We start from the raw sequence: 18719 nt of genomic DNA, 5'->3' as shown, positions 1-18719 counted from the left end.
AGAAAAAGCGCCTTGTTGTGTGGCGTAAAGGTGTTTTGGTGAAGGCGGTAAGATGAGGGTTTTTAGGTCCCTCTGCTGCGGTCATTCATTTTATGAGTATTAATTCATTTTAATAGCATAACTTGTGTAAGCTAAAACTTGAACTGCCACAACATGGACTAAGGCAGTAAAATCGAGTGGCTAGCGGAAATTGATAATTAACGAACCGCATCGAGGGGAGTCCGCGATGCGGTAAAAGGACGCAAGAAAAGCAATTCGCTAGTTCTATTTCAGTAGAATAGAAGGAACTATGGGCAATCCGCACCATTCCGCCAGCTTGTTGTATCGGGTAGCTAAATCTGAAAAAATCTCCCAACCCTTTTCAGCTTTTTTTATCGCGGAATTGAGGTTGCTTCCTGTGTCAGTCACTCTATCTATTAGCCTTTTAAACTTGCTCATGGCAGGTGACCTTCTCACTGATTCTTGATCATTATCAGTTTCAATTGATATCAATGAACCTTCAAGTTCTTTTAAAGTGGAATATGCCTCGCTAGATTCAGGCAGTTCTTCCATTAACTCAGTAACACAACTCAACGCAGCTGCAACACTTTGGTTAATAGTTATGGTATTAGAAAGTGTTATTGTTGGTTTAAAATCCACCATTACTTGATGCTTTTGAGATAATCCATTACCAACAATATTAAGCAGTTGATCAATTCTATTGTTTTGGATTCCAATAAAATCTTGTTGCGATTCAAGTCTAAACTTAGCTATGCGTATCTCATTTCTTAATTCGAGAATAAGCTTGTCATTGTTGGAGAATTTTTCTGGTGGTTCAGTTCCTGTGATAATTAATTCATACTCATGTAGTGCCTTTTCTATTATTTCGGATTTTCCATCTGCTGTTTCAATCACTAATCTAACTGTAAGCCCTTTTTGTTCAATTTTAACGGATGCATTTTCTTCTGGATATTGTTCTCTTAGATAAGTTCCGAAATAATTTAGAATATCTAAGCCAGCCTGATGATATTCTGACGGGAATTCAATACACCTATCAATAACAGATTTATCTTCTCTCACGTATGAATCGGATGCTATCTCAACAATTTCTGGTCCACATATGGACTTCTTATTGGAGTAGCCAATTATCAAAAAAGGATATTGATGACTTAATGGAGCCAGCATTTCTATTTGACCTAGATTCATTTCGAAATTTTCTCTCCTCAGCCAAGTATTTCCTAACTCCCTTGATAAATCACGTACAGGAACCAGCATGACTGGGGTTTTTATAAGGCCATATTTAACTGCAACCGTACTTTGTTGAAATATCCATCTACTTATAGTATCGAAACCACCAAAAGGAAGTGTCACACTTAAACCATTTTTTGTCGGTCCCAGTCTGCCTACATTTATACGTACTCCCTCTGCTGTGTAATGAGTCCTGTCAATTAATTCCCAGCCTATTTTATACAATAATTTTTCCCAAATCTCTCTTTGGGATATTCTTTCAGCTTGCATTTCTGATTCAATGTTTTCAGAAAGCAGGTCGTCGAGTGCAGATTGAATTTCTAATAACTCAGTCATATGCTTATCGCTTACTATCTCCCAAGCATGTTTATAACTGATAACTTTATCTATATACATACATCTAAATCCTTTAGAGGTTATTATAAAATTTTGGTAAAGGGGGGTATCTTGTTCCAGTAAGCAAAACTAGTGGTTCGAAGTATTTGATATTTTTTCCTTAACCAAACGTAGCATCCGTAACTTAATGAGAAACTTATTCAGCTAAACACATGGCTTTCAGCCGTGAAAAATTAACTTCGACATGTATTTCTCTCAATGTTTCCCATGGGGCGTCTTACATCAGTAAAGAGATTATTATAATTATCATATGATTGCAATATTCATTAATTCAACAAGACCTTCTCAATTTTAACCGTATTTGTTGGTTAGTTAGGAACCTGTCGACTGTCCGGTATGTTCGGTTGAACTGTTCGATAAAAGCATTTTGTGTAGGCTTACCCGGCTTGATAAATTCGAGCTGCACACCATGTTCTTCGGCCCATTGTGCCAGCGCCAGTGAGACCAGTTCGGGCCCGTTGTCCATCCGCATCTTCAGCGGGTAACCACGGTTTGCCACGCTCCTGTCCAGCACCCGGACGACTCGCTGAGCAGGGATATTCAGGTCGATTTCTATCGCCAGTGCTTCACGGTTAAAATCATCTACCACGTTGAAGGTCCGGAAGCGCCTGCCACAGACCAGCGCATCGTGCATAAAATTAATGGACCAGCTCTAGTTCAGCGATCCTGGTGTGGCCAGCGAGGCCGGATTACGCACTCGGCAGTCAGGGTTTGGCGTGCTTTTGCAAATAATGCTCGAACACCGCCAGCGTTTCGTCCGAGATATGGTGTTCAATCCCTTCGCTGTCCAGCTCGGCAGTTTCGCTCGGCACCCCGAGGCACATCAGCAGATCGACCACGATGCGGTGACGGCGGCGCACCTTCTGCGCCAGCAGCTCGCCTTCCTCGGTTAAAAACACCCCGCGATAAGGGCGCGATTCCACCAGCCCGGCGCTTTTCAACCGCGCGATATTTTTGATCGCCGTCGGGTGAGAGACGCCGAAGCGGCGCGCGATATCGGTGGTTCTGGCTTCACGGGTGCTTTGCAGCAAATCGGCGATCAGCTCAACGTAATCTTCGATCAGCGCATTGGACTGCGCTTCGCGGGCGCGGCTAAAACGCAGGGCGTGCTCGGCCTCGTCCGGCATGTCGGTCTGGGCGGGGCGGTCGGCGTTATCTGGCGCGCGGGTAACCATAGCGTGGGGCGTCCTGTAAGCATAAAAATGGCATCTCCCGGCAATGTGGGGAGGGTTGCCCTAAGTTAGTCCAAATAGCACACATTATCAATTCGATGCCACGCATTGTGGTAGTGAGAAATATCTCTACACAAAGCCCATTAATTTCGCCTGTTGCATAAAGTGTAGCCGATGCTACATTGTCAGCATGATCGGTGGAAAAATAACCAGCAAAAGATTAAGGGTACTTCATGCGAGACGCGGCAACTCCCTCATCGTTAACCGAACGGACCAACATTGCGATTGGTGCCGCCCTTGCCGGGCGCAAGCGCGGCGCTTTTACGCCGCTGCTGTTCGCCGGCCCGGCGGTGATTGCCTCTATTGCCTATATGGACCCCGGTAACTTCGCCACCAACATCCAGGCCGGGGCGAAATACGGCTACAGCCTGCTGTGGGTGGTGGTGATGGCCAACCTGATCGCCATGCTGTTCCAGGCGCTGTCGGCCAAGCTCGGCATCGTCACCAACCGCAATCTGGCGGAGATGTGCCGCGATCAGTTTTCGCGGCCGGTAGTGATCGGCATGTGGCTGCTTAGCGAAGTGGCGGCGATGGCCACCGATCTGGCGGAGTTTCTCGGCGGGGCGATCGCACTGGCGCTGCTGTTCCACATGCCGCTGCTGGCGGGGATGGGGGTGACGGCGGTGATCACCTATGCGCTGTTGATGGTGGAAAAGAAAGGTTTCCGCCCGGTCGAGCTGATGATCGGCGGCCTGGTAGGCATCATCGCGCTGTGCTACCTGGTGGAGATGTTCATTGTGCCGGTGGACTGGCAGGCGGCCGGGATCGGCATGGTGACGCCGCAACTGCCGGATGCCCAGGCGCTGACCATCGCCGTCGGCATTATCGGCGCCACCGTGATGCCGCACGCCATTTTCCTGCACTCGGGGCTGACCCAGCACCGCAGCCCGGCCAGCGACAACGGCGAGCGGCGCAAGCTGCTGCGTTTCTCCAATATTGAAGTGGTGATCGCGCTGGCGCTGGCAGGGCTGGTGAATATCGCGATGGTGATCATGGCCTCGAGCGCTTTCCACGCCGGTAACAGCGACGTGGCCGAAATTGGCACCGCCTACCATACGCTGACGCCGCTGTTCGGCGCGGCCGCCGCCGGTATCTTCCTGGCGTCGCTGATCGCCTCTGGCATTTCCAGTTCGGTGGTGGGCACCATGGCCGGGCAAATGATCATGCAGGGCTTCGTCGGTTTCCGCATTCCGGTGTGGGTGCGCCGCCTGGTCACCATGGTGCCGGCGTTTATCGTGGTGGCGATGGGCGTCAACGCCACCGACGCGCTGGTCTACAGCCAGGTGGTGCTGAGCCTGGCGCTGCCGGCGCCGATGATCGCGCTGGTGATGTTCACCCGTCGCCGCGACATCATGGGCGAGTTTGCCAACGGCCGCTGGACCAGCCTGGCGGCAGTGGTCGGCACGGTGGTGATCGTGCTGCTTAACGTGGTGTTGCTGTTGCAGACTTTCGGCGTCGATATCCCTGGGTTAGGGTGAGACGCGGGATCGGGGCCCGGCGAATTTGTTGGCGAACAGTTCGCTGATGAAGTCGACGAAAACCCGAATTTTATGGCTGCGATCCCGCAGGCGTGGATAGAGAATATTGATCGGTGCCCCTGTGGGCGCCCACTCCTGCAGTATCGGTTCCAGTTCGCCTGCCTTCAGATAGTTTTCCAGCGTGCAGTCCAGCAAGTAAACCAGGCCGAGGTGGTTCCTGGCCACCTCGCACAGCGATTGTGAATGGTTGAAACTCAGCAGCGGGCTGGGCGCCAGACGGTAGCGCTCGTCACCACGAATGAACTGCCAGTCGTCCGCCGCCGCCGCGCCTGAACGGATAAATCCCAGCCGCTGATGCTGTTGCAGCTGTTCCGGGTGTTCCGGCCGGCCATGGCGCGCAAAATAATCGGGAGACGCACAGCACAAATAGCGTGGTTGCAGCAATTGACGGCTGACCATCTCGGGTATGTGGCCGGCGCCGATGCGAATAAATACGTCGGCGCGATCTTCCGCCGGATTGACCAGGCGATCGCTAACCGACACGCTGAGCTGCAATTCCGGGTATTGCGCCAAAAAAGCCGGGAGCGCCGGAGCGATATGCATGCTGCTGAGCATCGTGGCTATCTCGACCCGCAGCGGTCCTCGCGGTTGTTCAAAATCGCCCGACATGTCGTTTTTCAGCCGGTCAAACTGCTGCAGGATGTCTTGTGCGGTGCGATAGCAACGCTCCCCGGCGCTGGTCAGCGAGAAGCGCCGGGTCGAACGCTTGAACAGGGGTTGCCCGAACTGTTTTTCAAGCTGATTGATGCTGTATGTGACGCTGGCCGGGGAGAGCCCCATTTTGGTTGCCGCCTGGCTGAACCCCTCCATTTCCACCACCTGGCAGAATACGCGCAGCGCGTGCAGTTCATTCATGTTAACGGCTTCCATTATTTAAATTATTAAAAGAGTATTTTTAAATATGCCGGCTGTCAATTTGACGCAGCATTGGATAATTTATTTTCAGCGTTTTTATTTATCTGAAATCGCATCCTGTATTGCCATAATGAAATAATGCCGAAGAGGATATTTATATGAAAAAATTAACTGCCGTATTGTTATTGGCGGGTGCGGGCTTGTGCGGCCAAACTTATGCCGCAAGCAGCGAGGCCGCATCGCAAAGTTACAGGGTTTCCGCAGAGGCGGGCGTCGCGGCCGAACAGAAGGCGGTGTATGAGCTGATAAACCGCTACCAGACAGCGCTTAACGCCGGCGATACGCAAACGATTTTGTCACTTTTTGCGCCAGAAAGTTACTCACAATGGAACGAAAAACCGACGGCGGACAGCAATGAAAAGCGCCGCCAACAATATGATGACTTATTTAAAAACGAGAAATTTGAAACCGAGTTTGCTTATGACAGCGTCAGAGTGAGCGGTAATATGGCCTATGTGCGCACGCACCATCATCGCGGGGCAACGGTTACCCGAATAAGCGACGGTGCCACCCTGATCGATTTAAACCGTGAAGTATTTGTATTGGAGAAACAGCAGGGCCAATGGAAGATCGTGGTCTACACCTTTAATACCAACCCGATTCAAGGGGTGAGTTGAGAAGGACAGATAAAGGCCGCGCAAGCGGCCTTCTGATGGTGTCGCGCGCGGTTACAGGTTCCCCACGCCGCCATCCATCTGCAGCTCCGCGCCGACCATAAACGCCGACTCATCCGCCGCCAGAAACACCGCCGCTTTGGCCAGCTCCAGTGCGCTGCCCATGCGGCCGATCGGCACTAGCGCGCGGATATCGTCGCGCAATGCCCGTTCATCCGCTTCCGCCAGCCCCAGTTTTCCCAGCGCCGGGGTTTCGGTCGGGCCGGGGCTGAGGCCGTTGACGCGAATGCCGCGCGCGTGCAGCTCGCCGGAGAGCGTTCTGGCCAGAGATAACAAACCGGCTTTGCTGGCGGCGTAGGCGCTGCTTTGCGGCAGACCGATATGGGCGCTGACCGAACCGCACAGGATCACCGAGGAAGGGGTGGCCAGCAGCGGCAGCAGCGCCTGGATCAGAAAGAACGGCCCCTTCAGGTTGATGTCCATCAGCCGCTGGTAGCTCTGCTCATCCCACTCCTGCAGCGGGCGGTGCGTGACGTCGCCGGCGTTAACGTATAGCACGTCCAGCCGCGGCCACCGTTGCTCCAACTGCTGCGCCAGCGCACGTTGCTGTGGGATGTCGCCGGCGTCGCTCAGCAGCAACAGCGCGTTGCCCGCCAATGCCTGGCCCGCCGCGTCCAGGGCGCGTTGGCTGCGGCCGGTGATCGCCACCGTTGCGCCCTCTGCGATGAATTGGCGGGCGGTTTCCAGCCCGATGCCGCTGGTGCCGCCGGTGATCAATGCGTATTTGCCTTGCAGTCGTGACATAACCGATTCCTCTTTAACGTCTGTTACGGCATTATTTGCGCTATAGTTCCTTTTGCATAGTAGGCACCTTTTGGATACTAAAGGACGAGGTGGGATGAAATGACGGCGCGCGCGCCCTTAGCGGCGAAAAATAATTTGTCGGCGTTGCCGACGGCGGGCGAATCCTGCCCGATGGTGGACTTCGTCAATCTGGTGTCGGGCAAATGGGCGATACCCATCCTGTACCGGCTGATTATGATCGATGGCCCGGTGCGATTCAGCGAGCTGCAGCGGGCGGTGGCGCCCATTGCGCAAAAAGAGCTGACGCGCCAGCTGCGGCTGTTCGAGCAGCGCGGTCTTGTGACGCGGCAGGTGTATCCCGAAGTGCCGCCGCGGGTGGAGTACCAGGTCACCACGCTCGGCAAATCGCTGCGGCCGACGCTGGACTCGCTGGCCGAGTGGATGCGCCGACATGCCCCGCAGCTGATCGGTAGCTAGTCGCCGATGCCCGGCGGGTTGATGGTTGAGCGCTCGACCTTTTCGTCGCCTTCGCCCCAGCGTTCCAGCACCTGCGCATATTCGCCGCTGACGATCGCGCCATTGATCGCGGCGTTGACGGCGTTCACCAACCCGTTGCCTTTTTTGGTGGTGACCGCGACGTAGGCCACGTTGGGGCCGATGCCGACCATTTTGGTTTTGCCGGTCAGCGCCGCCTTGTAGGCGCCGGTGGAGTGGGGGCCGAAGAACGCATCGGCGCGCCCGGACTGAATGCTGAGGTTGGTGGCGGCGTCGTCGGTCACGTAGATCGGCTGCACCGGCGGCAGCCCGGCGGCGCGATTCTGCTTATCCCATCCCAGCAGAATGTTTTCCTGATTGGTGCCGGATCCGACGATGATCCGCAGCCCGGCCACGTCCTGCGGGCGGTTGATCGAGGTGATGTGGCTGGTGGATTTGACGTAAAAGCCCAGCGTGTCCACCCGGTAAGTGGCGAAGTCGAATTTGGTTTTACGCTGTTTGGTGACGGCGATGTTGAAGATCGCCGCATCGTATTTGCCCGCGCTGATGCCCAAGGGCCAATCTTCCCAGGAGGTGGGCACCAGATTCAGCTCCAGCCCGAGGCTGTCGGCCACCAGGCGGGCGATGTCCGGATCGCTGCCGATCAGCGTTTTATTGTCTTCGGCGAACAGCGCCAGCGGCGGGGAGTTCTCGAATGCTACCGCCACCGTCAGCTTGCCGGGCACCGCGAAGTGAAAGTTCGCCGGGATCAGCGCGATAGCCGCCGGGTTTTTCTCCGTGCGTATCGGCTCTCGGTTAGCCTGCAGGTCGATACCGCCCGTCGTGGCCGCCTGCACGGCAGCGCTCAGCAACAGCGCGCACAGCGCCGCAATCTTCAGTGGCATAGTGCCCTCTATCCTTTGTTAATCATGGGGTTACTATTGGCGGCGGCGCGGGGCAAGTAAAGCAACAATAGTGAATAACCAAAGTGAAAAGATGCACAAGCGGGGCGACGGCCTGCGCGAATCTGCAGCACTCGACGTGGAAAGTGCGCAATCAGGTTGAAAGCAGTAGAATTTGTCACTCATACTGCGTACAGCTAATTGTGTAAAACAAGGAACGCCAGATGGCCGAAGAAACGATTTTCAGTAAAATTATCCGCCGCGAAATCCCTGCTGATGTGGTTTACCAGGATGAACTGGTCACCGCTTTCCGTGACATCTCCCCCCAGGCGCCTACCCATGTGCTGATCGTTCCCAACGTGCTGATCCCAACCGTCAACGACGTGACCGTCGAGCACGAAGCCGCGCTGGGCCGCATGATCACCGCCGCGGCGAAGATCGCCGAACAGGAAGGCATCGCCGAGGACGGCTACCGCCTGATCGTCAACTGTAACCGCCACGCCGGTCAGGAGGTCTATCATATTCATATGCACCTGGTCGGTGGCCGCTCGCTGGGGCCGCTGCTGTCACGTTAAGCGAGGAAATCATGCGCGGTAAAAAAACTCTGCGTTGTCTGATGGCGTTGGCGCTGCCCGCCGCGTTGCTGATGGGGTGCAGTTCGCCATCCGGCATCGCGGTTAACCGGGGGCAAACGGTGGTGATGGATCCTTCGGTGCTGACCGCCGGCATTTTTGCCGATACGCCCTCTGTCTCGAACGCTTCCGGCCGGGTGATGGCGACTTCGGTGCTCAATAACAGCCAACCGACGCCGGTCACCGTGCATTATCGTTTCTATTGGTACGACGCGCAGGGGCTGGATATTCGCCCCTTCGAGAAACCGCGTGAGATCGTCGTGGCGCCTAACTCAGACGCCAAAATCTACTCGATTAACGGTAATCTGGAAGCTAAAAGCGCGCGTCTGTATCTGTACCTGTAAGCGCTTGCCAGGTTTGGAGAAAAAGCATGAAAAAGTACGTCTTAGTGGCGCTGGCCGCATTCACCCTGAGCGGCTGTCTGTCGCGTCCGCCTGAGCCGGATCAGCCGTTGCCGCCGGTCACCGTCGAACCAGAACAGCCGACGCCGCCGGTCGAGCAGCCGCAGCCGCCAACTACCGAGCCGGTGCCGCAGCCGCCGAAAATCCAGCAGCTCGACTGGCTGGGCAGCGTTCAGCCGCTGGTAAATCAGATGTTGAAGGCCGATGGCGTCACGGCCGGCAGCGTGCTGCTGCTGGACAGCGTCAAGAACAACACCAACGGCTCGCTGCAGATGGGCAAAGCCACCGCGGCGCTGTATAAGGCGCTGGCGTCGAACTCCACCTTCAGCGTGGTGCCGGAAGCGAAGCTGACCAGCGCCAGACAAACATTGGGCCTGTCGGCGGATGACAGCTTCGGCTCGCGCAGCAAGGCGATTGGCCTGGCGCGCATCGTCGGTGCGCAGTACGTGCTGTACAGCGACGTCAGCGGCGACGTGAAGTCGCCGGCGTTGGATATGCAGCTGATGCTGGTGCAAACCGGCGAGATCGTCTGGTCGGGCAATGGCGCCGTTAAACGCTGAGGCCGCGCTGCGACGATTGATGGAAACCAGACTGCCGGCGGTGAATACCGCCGGTTGTCATTTCAGCCCGGTGCAGGGGCTGACCGGCGAGAGCTGGCGTATCGACGGTTCGGGCATCACGCTGCTGGCGCGACAAAACAGCGCGGAGAAACGCGCGCTGGGCGTGAGCAGGCGGCGGGAGGCGCAGGTCCTGAGGCGCTGCGCGCCGGGGCTGGGGCCACGTGTTTTCGCGCAGAATAATCAGTGGCTTGTCCTCGAATGGCTCGAAGGTGACGTCGTCACAGAAGCTGAGTTTGACAGGCTGAATCAGCGCGGCGAGCTGGCGGCGATGGCGGCGACGCTGCACCGGCGGCCGCTCAGTGGTTACCGGTTGGATCTGCGGCGGCAGTTCCGCCGCTACTGGCAGCAGCTGGATACGCGGCGTTTAACCCCCGCCTGGCTGAGTTGGCAGCGTCATTTCTTACGCTGCGCGCCGCCGCGGCCATTACGCCTGGCGCCGCTACACATGGACATCCATCCGGGCAATTTGCTCGCGACCGGCGAGGGGCTGCGGCTGATCGACTGGGAGTATGCCGCCGACGGCGATGTGGCGTTGGATATCGCCGCGCTGTTTCGCGGCAACGGCTGGGCGGCGGAGGCGCAGCAGCGCTTTTTGCAGCACTACGCGCGTCAGGGCTATCACGACGTCGCCCGGCTGCAGGCGCAGGTGCAGCGCTGGCTGCCGTGGGTGGATTATCTGATGCTGCTGTGGTTTGAAGTGCGCTGGCAGCAGAGCGGCGACGCCGAATTTTTGCGCTGGGGCGCGGCGCTGCGCCGGCGATTCTGTTTATCATCATCCGAATTCTGAACGAACAATAATGAAGTGAGGTGCCCGTGGGCCCAGTAATGCTAGATGTCGCCGGCTACGAGCTGGATGCAGAAGAACGCGAGATTTTGAAACATCCGCTGGTTGGTGGATTGATCTTGTTTACCCGCAACTTCCACGATGCGGAGCAGCTGCGTGAACTGGTGCGCCAGATCCGCGCCGAATCGCACGATCGGCTGGTGGTGGCGGTAGATCAGGAAGGCGGGCGCGTGCAGCGCTTCCGCGAGGGCTTCACCCGTCTGCCGGCGGCGCAGTCGTTTGCCGCGTTGCACGATGCGCAGGAAGGCGGCCGTCTGGCGCAGGAGGCCGGCTGGCTGATGGCGGCGGAAATGATCGCGCAGGATATCGACATCAGCTTTGCGCCGGTGCTGGATATCGGCCACGGCAGTGCGGCGATCGGCGAACGTTCGTTCCACAGCGATCCGCAGCAGGCGTTGGCGATGGCGGAACGCTTCATCCTCGGCATGCACAGCGCCGGCATGAAAACCACCGGTAAACACTTCCCGGGGCACGGCGCCGTCAGCGCCGATTCGCACAAGGAAACGCCGCGCGATCCGCGACCGCTGGCGCAGATCCGCGAGCACGACATGGCGATCTTCCGCGAGCTGATCAACCGTCAGCTGTTGGACGCCGTCATGCCGGCTCACGTCATCTATACTGAAGCGGACCCGCGTCCGGCCAGCGGCTCGCCTTACTGGCTGCAGCAGATCCTGCGTCAGGAGTTGGGCTTCGACGGCGTGATTTTCTCCGACGATCTGTCGATGGAAGGCGCTGCGATCATGGGCAGCTACGCCGAGCGCGGCCAGGCGGCGCTGGATGCCGGTTGCGACATGATCCTGGTGTGCAACCACCGCGAAGGTGCGGTCAGCGTGTTGGATAACCTGTCCCCGGTCAAAGCAGAGAAGGTGAAGCGGTTATATCATCGCGGTCAGTTCACCCGTCAGGAACTGCGCGACTCCGAGCGCTGGCAGCAGGCGCACAAGGCGCTCAGCGCGCTGAGCGAACGCTGGGAGGAGCACAAGCAGCGTTCGCAAGGGTGAATCCAGGCGCCGCACCGCGGCGCAGAGCGGAAATGATGAGGGCCGCGCCCGCGGCCCTTGGCTTGTTGCGAGGATCCACATGATTATCTATTTGCACGGCTTCGATTCCACCAGCCCCGGCAATCATGAAAAGGTGTTACAGCTGCAGTTTATCGATCCGGACGTGCGCTTTATCAGCTACAGCACGCTGCATCCGCGTCACGACATGCAGCATCTGTTGAAAGAGGTGGACAAGGCGGTGCAGCAGGGTGGCGACGCGCACCCGTTGATCTGCGGGGTCGGCCTCGGCGGCTTCTGGGCGGAGCGCATCGGCTTCCTGTGCGGCATTCGCCAGGCGATGTTCAATCCCAATCTGTACCCGGAAGAACACATGCACGGCAAGATAGACCGGCCGGAAGAGTATCGCGATATCGCCACCAAGTGCGTGGAGGATTTCCGCGAGAAAAATCGCGATCGCTGTCTGGTGGTGCTGTCGCGCCACGACGAGGTGCTGGATAACCGGCGCAGTGCCGAATTGCTGCATCACTACTACGAAATCGTCTGGGATGAACAGCAGACGCACAAGTTCAAAAACATCTCGCCGCATCTGCAGCGGCTCAAGGCGTTCAAGGAGCTGGGTTAACAGTTTCATAACGCTGCCGCGAGCCGCTCTCCCCCGCTTTTCACCGACGGAAAGTGCGGCTTTTTTGTGCGTCAAAGCCAGATTTTGCGTGGCAATCGGCAAAATTTAAAACTGTGACTCAGCGCTAACTATTTGAATCGCAATCCCCAAAAAATCCCCTCGTCCAGCCTTTAACCAAAAAAAATTGATGTACGTCAATTTTGGTATGACCAAATAACCTCACATGCTATTCTGGCTTCAGAGAGCCGATTTATTTTACGCGAACCCTATGTATTCTAAGGATATTATTTATTTACCCTGGGATAACAAATGGTTCACATTTAGGGGGTTATTTTGACAACGCCAAAGAAGAAAATCGTTATTGTTGGCGGCGGCGCCGGTGGTCTGGAGCTGGCGACCAGCCTGGGCCATAAACTTGGCCGCAAGAACAAAGCGGAGATCACGCTGGTGGATCGCAACCACAGCCATTTGTGGAAACCGCTGTTGCACGAAGTGGCAACCGGTTCCCTCGATGACGGCGTGGATGCGCTCAGCTACCTGGCGCACGCGCGCAATCACCATTTCAGCTTCCAGCTGGGATCGTTGACCAACATCAACCGCGAAACGCAAACGCTGCAGCTGGCGCAGATCTGCGACGAGCAGGGCGGCGAGCTGGTGCCGGCGCGTGAACTGCCGTACGACATCCTGGTGATGGCGCTGGGCAGCACCTCGAACGATTTCGGTACGCCGGGCGTGAAAGAGCACTGCATCTTCCTGGATAACCCACATCAGGCACGTCGTTTCCACAACGAAATGCTCAACCTGTTCCTGAAGTTCTCGGCGCAGCCGGGGCAAAAAGAGCGGGTCAACATCGCTATCGTCGGCGGCGGCGCCACCGGCGTTGAGCTGTCCGCCGAACTGCACAACGCGGTGAAGCAGCTGCACAGCTACGGTTTCGAAGGCCTGGACAACAGCGCGCTCAACGTGACGCTGGTGGAAGCCGGCGAGCGCATTCTGCCGGCGCTGCCGCCGCGCATTTCCGCTGCTGCGCACCAGGAACTGATTAAACTGGGCGTGCGCGTGCTGACCAACACCATGGTGACCAGCGCGGACGCCAAAGGCCTGAACACCAAGGGCGGCGAGTTCATCGACGCCGATCTGATGGTGTGGGCGGCCGGCATCAAGGCGCCGGACTTCATGAAAGACATCGGTGGCCTGGAAACCAACCGCATCAACCAGCTGGTGGTGGAGCCGACGCTGCAGACCACGCGCGATCCGAACATCTTCGCCATCGGCGACTGCGCCTCTTGCCCGAAAGAGGGCGGCGGTTTCGTGCCGCCGCGCGCCCAGTCGGCACACCAGATGGCCTCGCGCTGCGCCACCAATATCCTGGCGCTGATGAACGGCCAGACGCTGAAGCCATACGTGTATAAAGACCACGGCTCGCTGGTGTCGCTGTCGCGCTTCAGCACCGTCGGCAGCCTGATGGGCAACCTGATGCGCGGCTCGATGATGGTGGAAGGGCGCATCGCGCGCTTCGTTTACATCTCGCTGTACCGCATGCACCAGGTGGCGCTGCATGGCTACATCAAAACCGGCCTGATGATGCTGGTGGGCGGCATTAACCGGGTGATCCGTCCGCGTCTGAAGATGCACTGATCCCGCCTTTGTCGACCAACCCGCGCCGGTTCGCCCGCGCGGGTTTTTTTATGGCAGCGCGAGGCGAGCGGCGGCGGTTGCTTGATTCTTCAGCATAAGCTGTCGCCGATATGGGTAAAATTCTTAAGATTCCTCCTAAACAACGGGAAAACAGCCGTTTTCCCGCATTTTTGGTCCCCTTGTCTTATTGCGGGTCCTCAGATCATTGTGCAGACTTTATCTCGTTTACAGACGGCGCGTCGCGCACGCCGTAAACCGGGATACCGCAAGCCGCCCATGCGCAAAATAATAAGCGCGGTGCCATGCCGGTAACAGACCCCGGAAAAAATGCGTGGTAACACTTTCAGGAGGTTTCCTGTGAACAAGTCAATGTTAGCCGGTGTTGGAATTGGTGTCGCTGCCGCTCTGGGGATTGCCGCGGTAGCCAGCCTCGACGTCTTTTCTGCCGGTCCGCAATATGCGCAGGTGCTCGCCGCAACGCCGATTAAAGAAACCATCAAAACGCCGCGTCAGGAATGCCGCAACGTCACCGTGACGCACCGTGCACCGGTGCAGGATGAAAACCGCATCGCCGGTTCTGTGTTGGGCGCAGTGGCGGGCGGCGTGATCGGCCACCAGTTCGGCGGCGGTCGCGGGCGCGACGTGGCGACCGTGGTAGGCGCACTGGGTGGCGGCTATGCCGGTAACCAGGTGCAAGGGGCGATGCAGAACAACGACGTCAGCACCAGCGTTCAGCAGCGTTGCAAAACGGTCTACGACAAGTCCCAGAAAATGCTGGGCTATGACGTGACCTACAAGATCGGCAATCAGCAGGGCAAGATCCGCATGGATCACGATCCGGGCACGCAAATCCCGTTGGATAAAAACGGCCAGCTGGTGCTGAACAGAGCCTGATCGCCACATTCGAATTAAACCCGCGGGCAGTGTTAGTTCTGATCGTTTAACCCGGTTAAGCGAGCGGCGTTAACATTGACGCGGGTTTCTGTTTTTTGCCTGTCTAAGAATTTGCGATCGTTCTAATGTCTGCGTGCGATATCACTGGGCAAAACTTCAAAAAAGCCCCCGCGTTTGTTATATTATTGTGCAATTAAGCGGTGTTATCGGCGCCAATCGCCACACCGGTCAAACCCGAGTATTTCGTCTCGCAGAGATAACGACATGTTAGATTTTCGCTTTCCGACAGCGTTGCAAATGGTCCTTAGCGTCGCCGTAGCTGAAAAGCAGGGCATGCGTTCGACAAGCGCCACCCTCGCCGCCGCTCTGGAAGCCAACCCCAGCTTTATCCGCAAACTGATGGTCCCGCTGACCAAAGACGGCATCATCGTTTCCACCCTGGGCCGAAACGGCTCTATCCACCTCGGCCGCCCGGCGGAAGAGATCACCCTGCGGGACATCTACCTGGCGGTGATCGACGACAAGCGCATCTGGGCTTCCCGTCCTGAAGTGCCGGCTCGCTGCCTGGTGAGCGCCAACGCCTGCTGGTATTTCAAGTCGGTGGTAAACGAGGCCGAACAGGCTTCGCTTGCGGTGCTGGCGCGCCACACCGTGGCCGATTCGCTGGCCGAACTGGAGCGGGGCGACAAGCGCGCCTGTGCGGAGTACGCTGCTGCGCAAGAGGCTGAAACCGCCGATAAATAATCGCGGTTCGCATGCATAAAAAAAGGTCGGGCAATGCCCGACCTTTTTGCATGTTAAGACGATGATTACGCCGTCTGCGGCTGTGCCTTGCGTGCCACCAGGCGGCGCAGGGTGACGTAGAACACCGGCGTCAGGAACAGCCCGAACAGCGTGACCCCCAGCATGCCGGAGAACACCGTGATGCCGGTGACGCCGCGCACTTCGGCGCCGGCGCCGTGGCCGAGGATCAGCGGGATGGTGCCGGCGATGAAGGCGATGGAGGTCATCACGATCGGGCGCAACCGCAGGCGACAGGCTTCCAGCGCCGCTTCGACGATGCCTTTGCCCTGCATTTCCAGCTCGCGGGCGAACTCGACGATAAGAATGGCGTTCTTACAGGCCAGCCCCATCAGAACGACCAACCCGACCTGCACGAACACGTTGTTGTCGCCGCCGGTCAACCATACGCCGAACAGCGCCGACAGCATGGTCATCGGCACGATCAGGATCACCGCCAGCGGCAGCGTCCAGCTTTCATACAGCGCCGCCAGCGCGAGGAACGCCAGCAGCACCGCTACCGGGAACACCACCAGCGCGGCGTTGCCCTGGGTCGATTGCTGATAGCTCAGATCGGTCCACTGAATGTTCATGCCGTTCGGCAACAGCTTATCGGCCATCTGCGTCAGCGCACCCATCGCCTGGGTAGAGGAGAGCACGCGCGGGTCGGCATCGCCGATCAGGTCCGCCGCCGGGAAGCCGTTATAACGGATCACCGGATCCGGGCCGTAGGTGGTGCCGATGCTGACCATGCTGCCGATCGGCACCATTTCGCCCTTGTCGTTGCGGGTACGCAGGTTGGCGATGTCTTCCACGCTGTCGCGGAACTGGCCGTCGGCCTGCGCCATCACCTTCCAGGTGCGGCCATAGCGGTTGAAGTCATTGATGTAAGACGAACCGAGGTAGGTTTGCAGCGTGCTGAACAGCGCATTGAGCGGCACCCCCTGCGCCTTGGCCTTGTCGCGATCGATTTTGGCGTCCAGCTGCGGCACGTTAGCCTGATAGGAGGAGATCGGGAACCCCATGCCCGGCGTTTGCATAATGGCGCCGGACATCGTGTTGATCGCCGTCTGCAGCGCGCCGTAACCCAGTCCGCCGCGATCTTGCACGTACAGCGAATAGCCGGAACCCTGGCCGATGCCGAGGATCGGCGGCGGCATGATCGAGAAGGCGAAACCTTCCTGGATCTGCGAAATGCGCGCGTTGATCTCGGCGTTGATCTGCGCCGCGGTGCGAGTACGGGTGCTCAATGACTCCAGCGCGAAGAATACCGTGCCGGTATTCGGCGTATTGGTGAACTGCAGCGCGTTCAGGCCGGGGAAGGCCACCGCATCGGTGACGCCGTCCACGCTCATACCGATGGCGCTCATCTTGCGGATCACCGCATCGGTGCGCTCCAGCGAGGCGCCTTCCGGCATCTTCACGCCGCCAATCAGATACAGCTTGTCCTGCGTCGGGATAAAGCCGCCGGGCACGGTCTTAAACATCACCCCGGCGGCGGCAAGCAGCAGCAGGTAAACGACGAACACCGCGCCGCGTCGGCCCAGCACGCGGGACACCCCGTGCTGGTAACGCTGCGAACCGCTGGCGAAGAAGCGGTTGAACGGCCGGAACAGCCAGCCGAACAGCCGGTCGATCAGGCGCGACGGCATATCTTTCGGCGCGCCGTGCGGTTTCAGCAAGCGCGCCGCCAGCGCCGGCGACAGGGTCAGCGAGTTGATGGCGGAGATCACCGTCGAGATGGCGATGGTGACGGCGAACTGCTTGTAGAACTGGCCGGTGACGCCGGAAAGGAACGCCATCGGTACGAACACCGCGCACAGCACCACGGCGATGGCGATGATCGGGCCGGAGACCTCGCGCATCGCCTGGTGCGCCGCCGCCAGCGGCGACAGCCCCTCTTCGATATTGCGCTCGACGTTCTCCACCACCACGATGGCGTCATCCACCACAATACCGATCGCCAGCACCAGCCCGAACAGGCTGAGGGTGTTGAGCGAGAAGCCGAGCAGATACAGTGCGGCGAAGGTGCCGACCACGGAGATCGGGACCGCCAACAGCGGAATGATCGACGCGCGCCAGGTCTGCAGGAACAGAATGACCACCAGCACCACCAGGATCACCGCTTCCAGCAGGGTATCCACCACCGCGCGGATCGAATCGCGCACGAACACCGTCGGATCGTATGGCGCTTTCCAGCTCATGCCGTCCGGGAAGCGGGTTGCCAGCTCGGCCATCTTGCCGCGCACCGCATCCGACAGCTCGATGGCGTTGGCGCCCGGCGACTGGAAGATACCGATACCAACCGCATCCTTGTTATTGAGCTGGGCGCGCAGCGCGTAGCTGCCGGAACCCATTTCGATGCGCGCCACGTCGCGCAGCCGCACAATCTCGCCGTTGTCGCCGCTTTTGAGGATGATGTTGCCGAACTCTTCTTCGGTTTGCAGGCGGCCCTGGGCGTTGATAGACAGCAGATAGTCGCTGCGCGTCGGCATCGGTTCCGCGCCCAGCTGGCCGGCGGAGACCTGCACGTTCTGCTCCTGCATGGCGCTCACCACGTCGGAGGCGGTCAGCCCGCGCGCGGCAACCTTGTTAGGATCGAGCCAGATGCGCATCGCGTATTCACCGGCGCCGAAGATCTGCACCTGGCCGACGCCCGGTAGACGGGCCAGCTCGTCCTTGACCTTCAGGGTGGCGTAGTTGCGCAGGTAGAGCGAATCGTACTTGCCGGAAGGCGAGACCAGATGCACCACCAGCGTCAGCGCCGGAGACTGTTTCTGAGTGGTGATGCCCTGGCGGCGTACGTCTTCCGGCAGCCGAGCTTCGGCCTGCGCCACGCGGTTTTGCACCTGCACCTGCGCTTGATCGGGATCGGTGCCGGGGCGGAAGGTGACGGTGGTCACCAGCACGCCGTCGGAGCCGGCGACCGATTTCATGTACATCATGTTTTCGACGCCGTTGATCGCTTCTTCCAGCGGCGTGGCCACCGTTTCAGCGATCTCTTTCGGGTTGGCGCCCGGGTATTCTGCGCGCACCTGCACGCTGGGCGGCACCACGTCCGGGTATTCGCTGATCGGCAGCAGCGGGATGGCGATCGCCCCGGCGACAAAAATCAGTATCGACAGCACCGCGGCAAAGATCGGTCGGTCGATGAAAAAACGGGAAAAGTCCATGGGTCAGAAGTC

18 protein-coding genes and 1 pseudogene are annotated in these 18719 nt (G+C 58.1%); 12 read left to right on the top strand and 7 right to left on the bottom strand.

The window, feature by feature from the left end:
* Positions 1–264: 264 nt before the first annotated feature.
* From BVU99_RS18700 to mntR, 3 genes and pseudogenes are all read right to left on the bottom strand, one after another.
* Positions 265–1623, bottom strand: a complete 1359-nt coding sequence (locus BVU99_RS18700) for a hypothetical protein (RefSeq protein WP_099817317.1) — start codon at positions 1621–1623, stop codon at positions 265–267.
* 313 nt (positions 1624–1936) lie between these two features.
* Positions 1937–2317 (bottom strand): annotated as a pseudogene (locus BVU99_RS18695) (DDE-type integrase/transposase/recombinase); the annotation flags it as partial.
* A 10-nt stretch (positions 2318–2327) separates the two neighbouring features.
* Positions 2328–2798, bottom strand: a complete 471-nt coding sequence (mntR, locus tag BVU99_RS18690) for a manganese-binding transcriptional regulator MntR (protein ID WP_099817316.1) — start codon at positions 2796–2798, stop codon at positions 2328–2330.
* Between the two features lie 230 nt (positions 2799–3028).
* Here mntR and BVU99_RS18685 point away from each other — a divergent pair, with 230 nt between their 5' ends.
* On the top strand, positions 3029–4333 hold the full coding sequence (locus tag BVU99_RS18685; protein WP_033642695.1) for an Nramp family divalent metal transporter: 1305 nt from the start codon (positions 3029–3031) through the stop codon (positions 4331–4333).
* On the opposite strand, the gene BVU99_RS18680 is transcribed toward BVU99_RS18685, so the two are convergent.
* A complete protein-coding gene (locus BVU99_RS18680; protein ID WP_025302423.1) occupies positions 4325–5248 on the bottom strand; it encodes a LysR family transcriptional regulator in 924 nt (307 codons plus the stop codon). The two genes, BVU99_RS18685 and BVU99_RS18680, sit on opposite strands and share 9 nt — an antisense overlap.
* Before the next feature lie 158 nt (positions 5249–5406).
* On the opposite strand from BVU99_RS18680, the gene BVU99_RS18675 reads away from it, so the two are divergent.
* The gene (locus BVU99_RS18675; RefSeq protein ID WP_043141683.1) at positions 5407–5925 is read left to right on the top strand and encodes a nuclear transport factor 2 family protein; all 519 of its coding nucleotides are present in this window, start codon (positions 5407–5409) and stop codon (positions 5923–5925) included.
* A 51-nt stretch (positions 5926–5976) separates the two neighbouring features.
* Here the strand turns inward: BVU99_RS18675 and BVU99_RS18670 are convergent, their stop codons facing one another.
* Positions 5977–6726 carry an SDR family oxidoreductase gene (locus BVU99_RS18670; RefSeq protein WP_043141680.1) on the bottom strand — a complete coding sequence of 250 codons (750 nt, stop codon included), beginning with the start codon at positions 6724–6726 and terminating at the stop codon, positions 5977–5979.
* Between the two features lie 99 nt (positions 6727–6825).
* Here BVU99_RS18670 and BVU99_RS18665 point away from each other — a divergent pair, with 99 nt between their 5' ends.
* Entirely contained in the window at positions 6826–7203 is a 378-nt protein-coding gene (locus BVU99_RS18665) for a helix-turn-helix domain-containing protein (protein ID WP_072271517.1), read from the top strand.
* On the opposite strand, the gene BVU99_RS18660 is transcribed toward BVU99_RS18665, so the two are convergent.
* Positions 7200–8105, bottom strand: coding sequence for a transporter substrate-binding domain-containing protein (locus BVU99_RS18660; RefSeq protein ID WP_025302427.1), 906 nt, complete (start codon positions 8103–8105; stop codon positions 7200–7202). The two genes, BVU99_RS18665 and BVU99_RS18660, sit on opposite strands and share 4 nt — an antisense overlap.
* Before the next feature lie 221 nt (positions 8106–8326).
* Here BVU99_RS18660 and hinT point away from each other — a divergent pair, with 221 nt between their 5' ends.
* From hinT to BVU99_RS18615, 9 genes are all read left to right on the top strand, one after another.
* Positions 8327–8677 (top strand): purine nucleoside phosphoramidase, encoded by a 351-nt coding sequence (hinT, locus tag BVU99_RS18655; RefSeq protein WP_004928776.1) that lies wholly within the window; start codon positions 8327–8329, stop codon positions 8675–8677.
* An 11-nt stretch (positions 8678–8688) separates the two neighbouring features.
* Positions 8689–9078 (top strand): YcfL family protein, encoded by a 390-nt coding sequence (locus BVU99_RS18650; RefSeq protein WP_025302428.1) that lies wholly within the window; start codon positions 8689–8691, stop codon positions 9076–9078.
* 26 nt (positions 9079–9104) lie between these two features.
* Positions 9105–9695: a penicillin-binding protein activator LpoB gene (gene lpoB, locus BVU99_RS18645; RefSeq protein ID WP_025302429.1), complete on the top strand. Its 591-nt coding sequence runs from the start codon at positions 9105–9107 to the stop codon at positions 9693–9695.
* Positions 9676–10542, top strand: coding sequence for a thiamine kinase (gene thiK / locus BVU99_RS18640; protein WP_043141671.1), 867 nt, complete (start codon positions 9676–9678; stop codon positions 10540–10542). The genes lpoB and thiK overlap by 20 nt, the downstream gene beginning before the upstream one ends.
* Before the next feature lie 38 nt (positions 10543–10580).
* Positions 10581–11600, top strand: a complete 1020-nt coding sequence (gene nagZ, locus BVU99_RS18635) for a beta-N-acetylhexosaminidase (protein ID WP_049207136.1) — start codon at positions 10581–10583, stop codon at positions 11598–11600.
* Positions 11601–11679: 79 nt separating this feature from the next.
* Complete coding sequence (gene ycfP / locus BVU99_RS18630) at positions 11680–12222, top strand: alpha/beta hydrolase YcfP (protein ID WP_099817315.1); 543 nt, start codon at positions 11680–11682, stop codon at positions 12220–12222.
* 333 nt (positions 12223–12555) lie between these two features.
* Entirely contained in the window at positions 12556–13860 is a 1305-nt protein-coding gene (locus tag BVU99_RS18625) for an NAD(P)/FAD-dependent oxidoreductase (protein ID WP_004928794.1), read from the top strand.
* 357 nt (positions 13861–14217) lie between these two features.
* Positions 14218–14754 (top strand): glycine zipper 2TM domain-containing protein, encoded by a 537-nt coding sequence (locus BVU99_RS18620; RefSeq protein ID WP_167325016.1) that lies wholly within the window; start codon positions 14218–14220, stop codon positions 14752–14754.
* 264 nt (positions 14755–15018) lie between these two features.
* Entirely contained in the window at positions 15019–15498 is a 480-nt protein-coding gene (locus BVU99_RS18615; protein ID WP_025302433.1) for an Rrf2 family transcriptional regulator, read from the top strand.
* A 65-nt stretch (positions 15499–15563) separates the two neighbouring features.
* Here BVU99_RS18615 and sdeB read toward each other — a convergent pair whose 3' ends face one another.
* Positions 15564–18707, bottom strand: coding sequence for a multidrug efflux RND transporter permease subunit SdeB (sdeB, locus tag BVU99_RS18610; protein WP_043141659.1), 3144 nt, complete (start codon positions 18705–18707; stop codon positions 15564–15566).
* Between the last annotated feature and the right edge of the window lie 12 nt (positions 18708–18719).

The organism is Serratia sp. OLAL2 (assembly GCF_002752475.1).
Lineage (GTDB): Bacteria > Pseudomonadota > Gammaproteobacteria > Enterobacterales > Enterobacteriaceae > Serratia > Serratia bockelmannii.
This window is presented reverse-complemented; position numbering and strand designations above follow the sequence as displayed.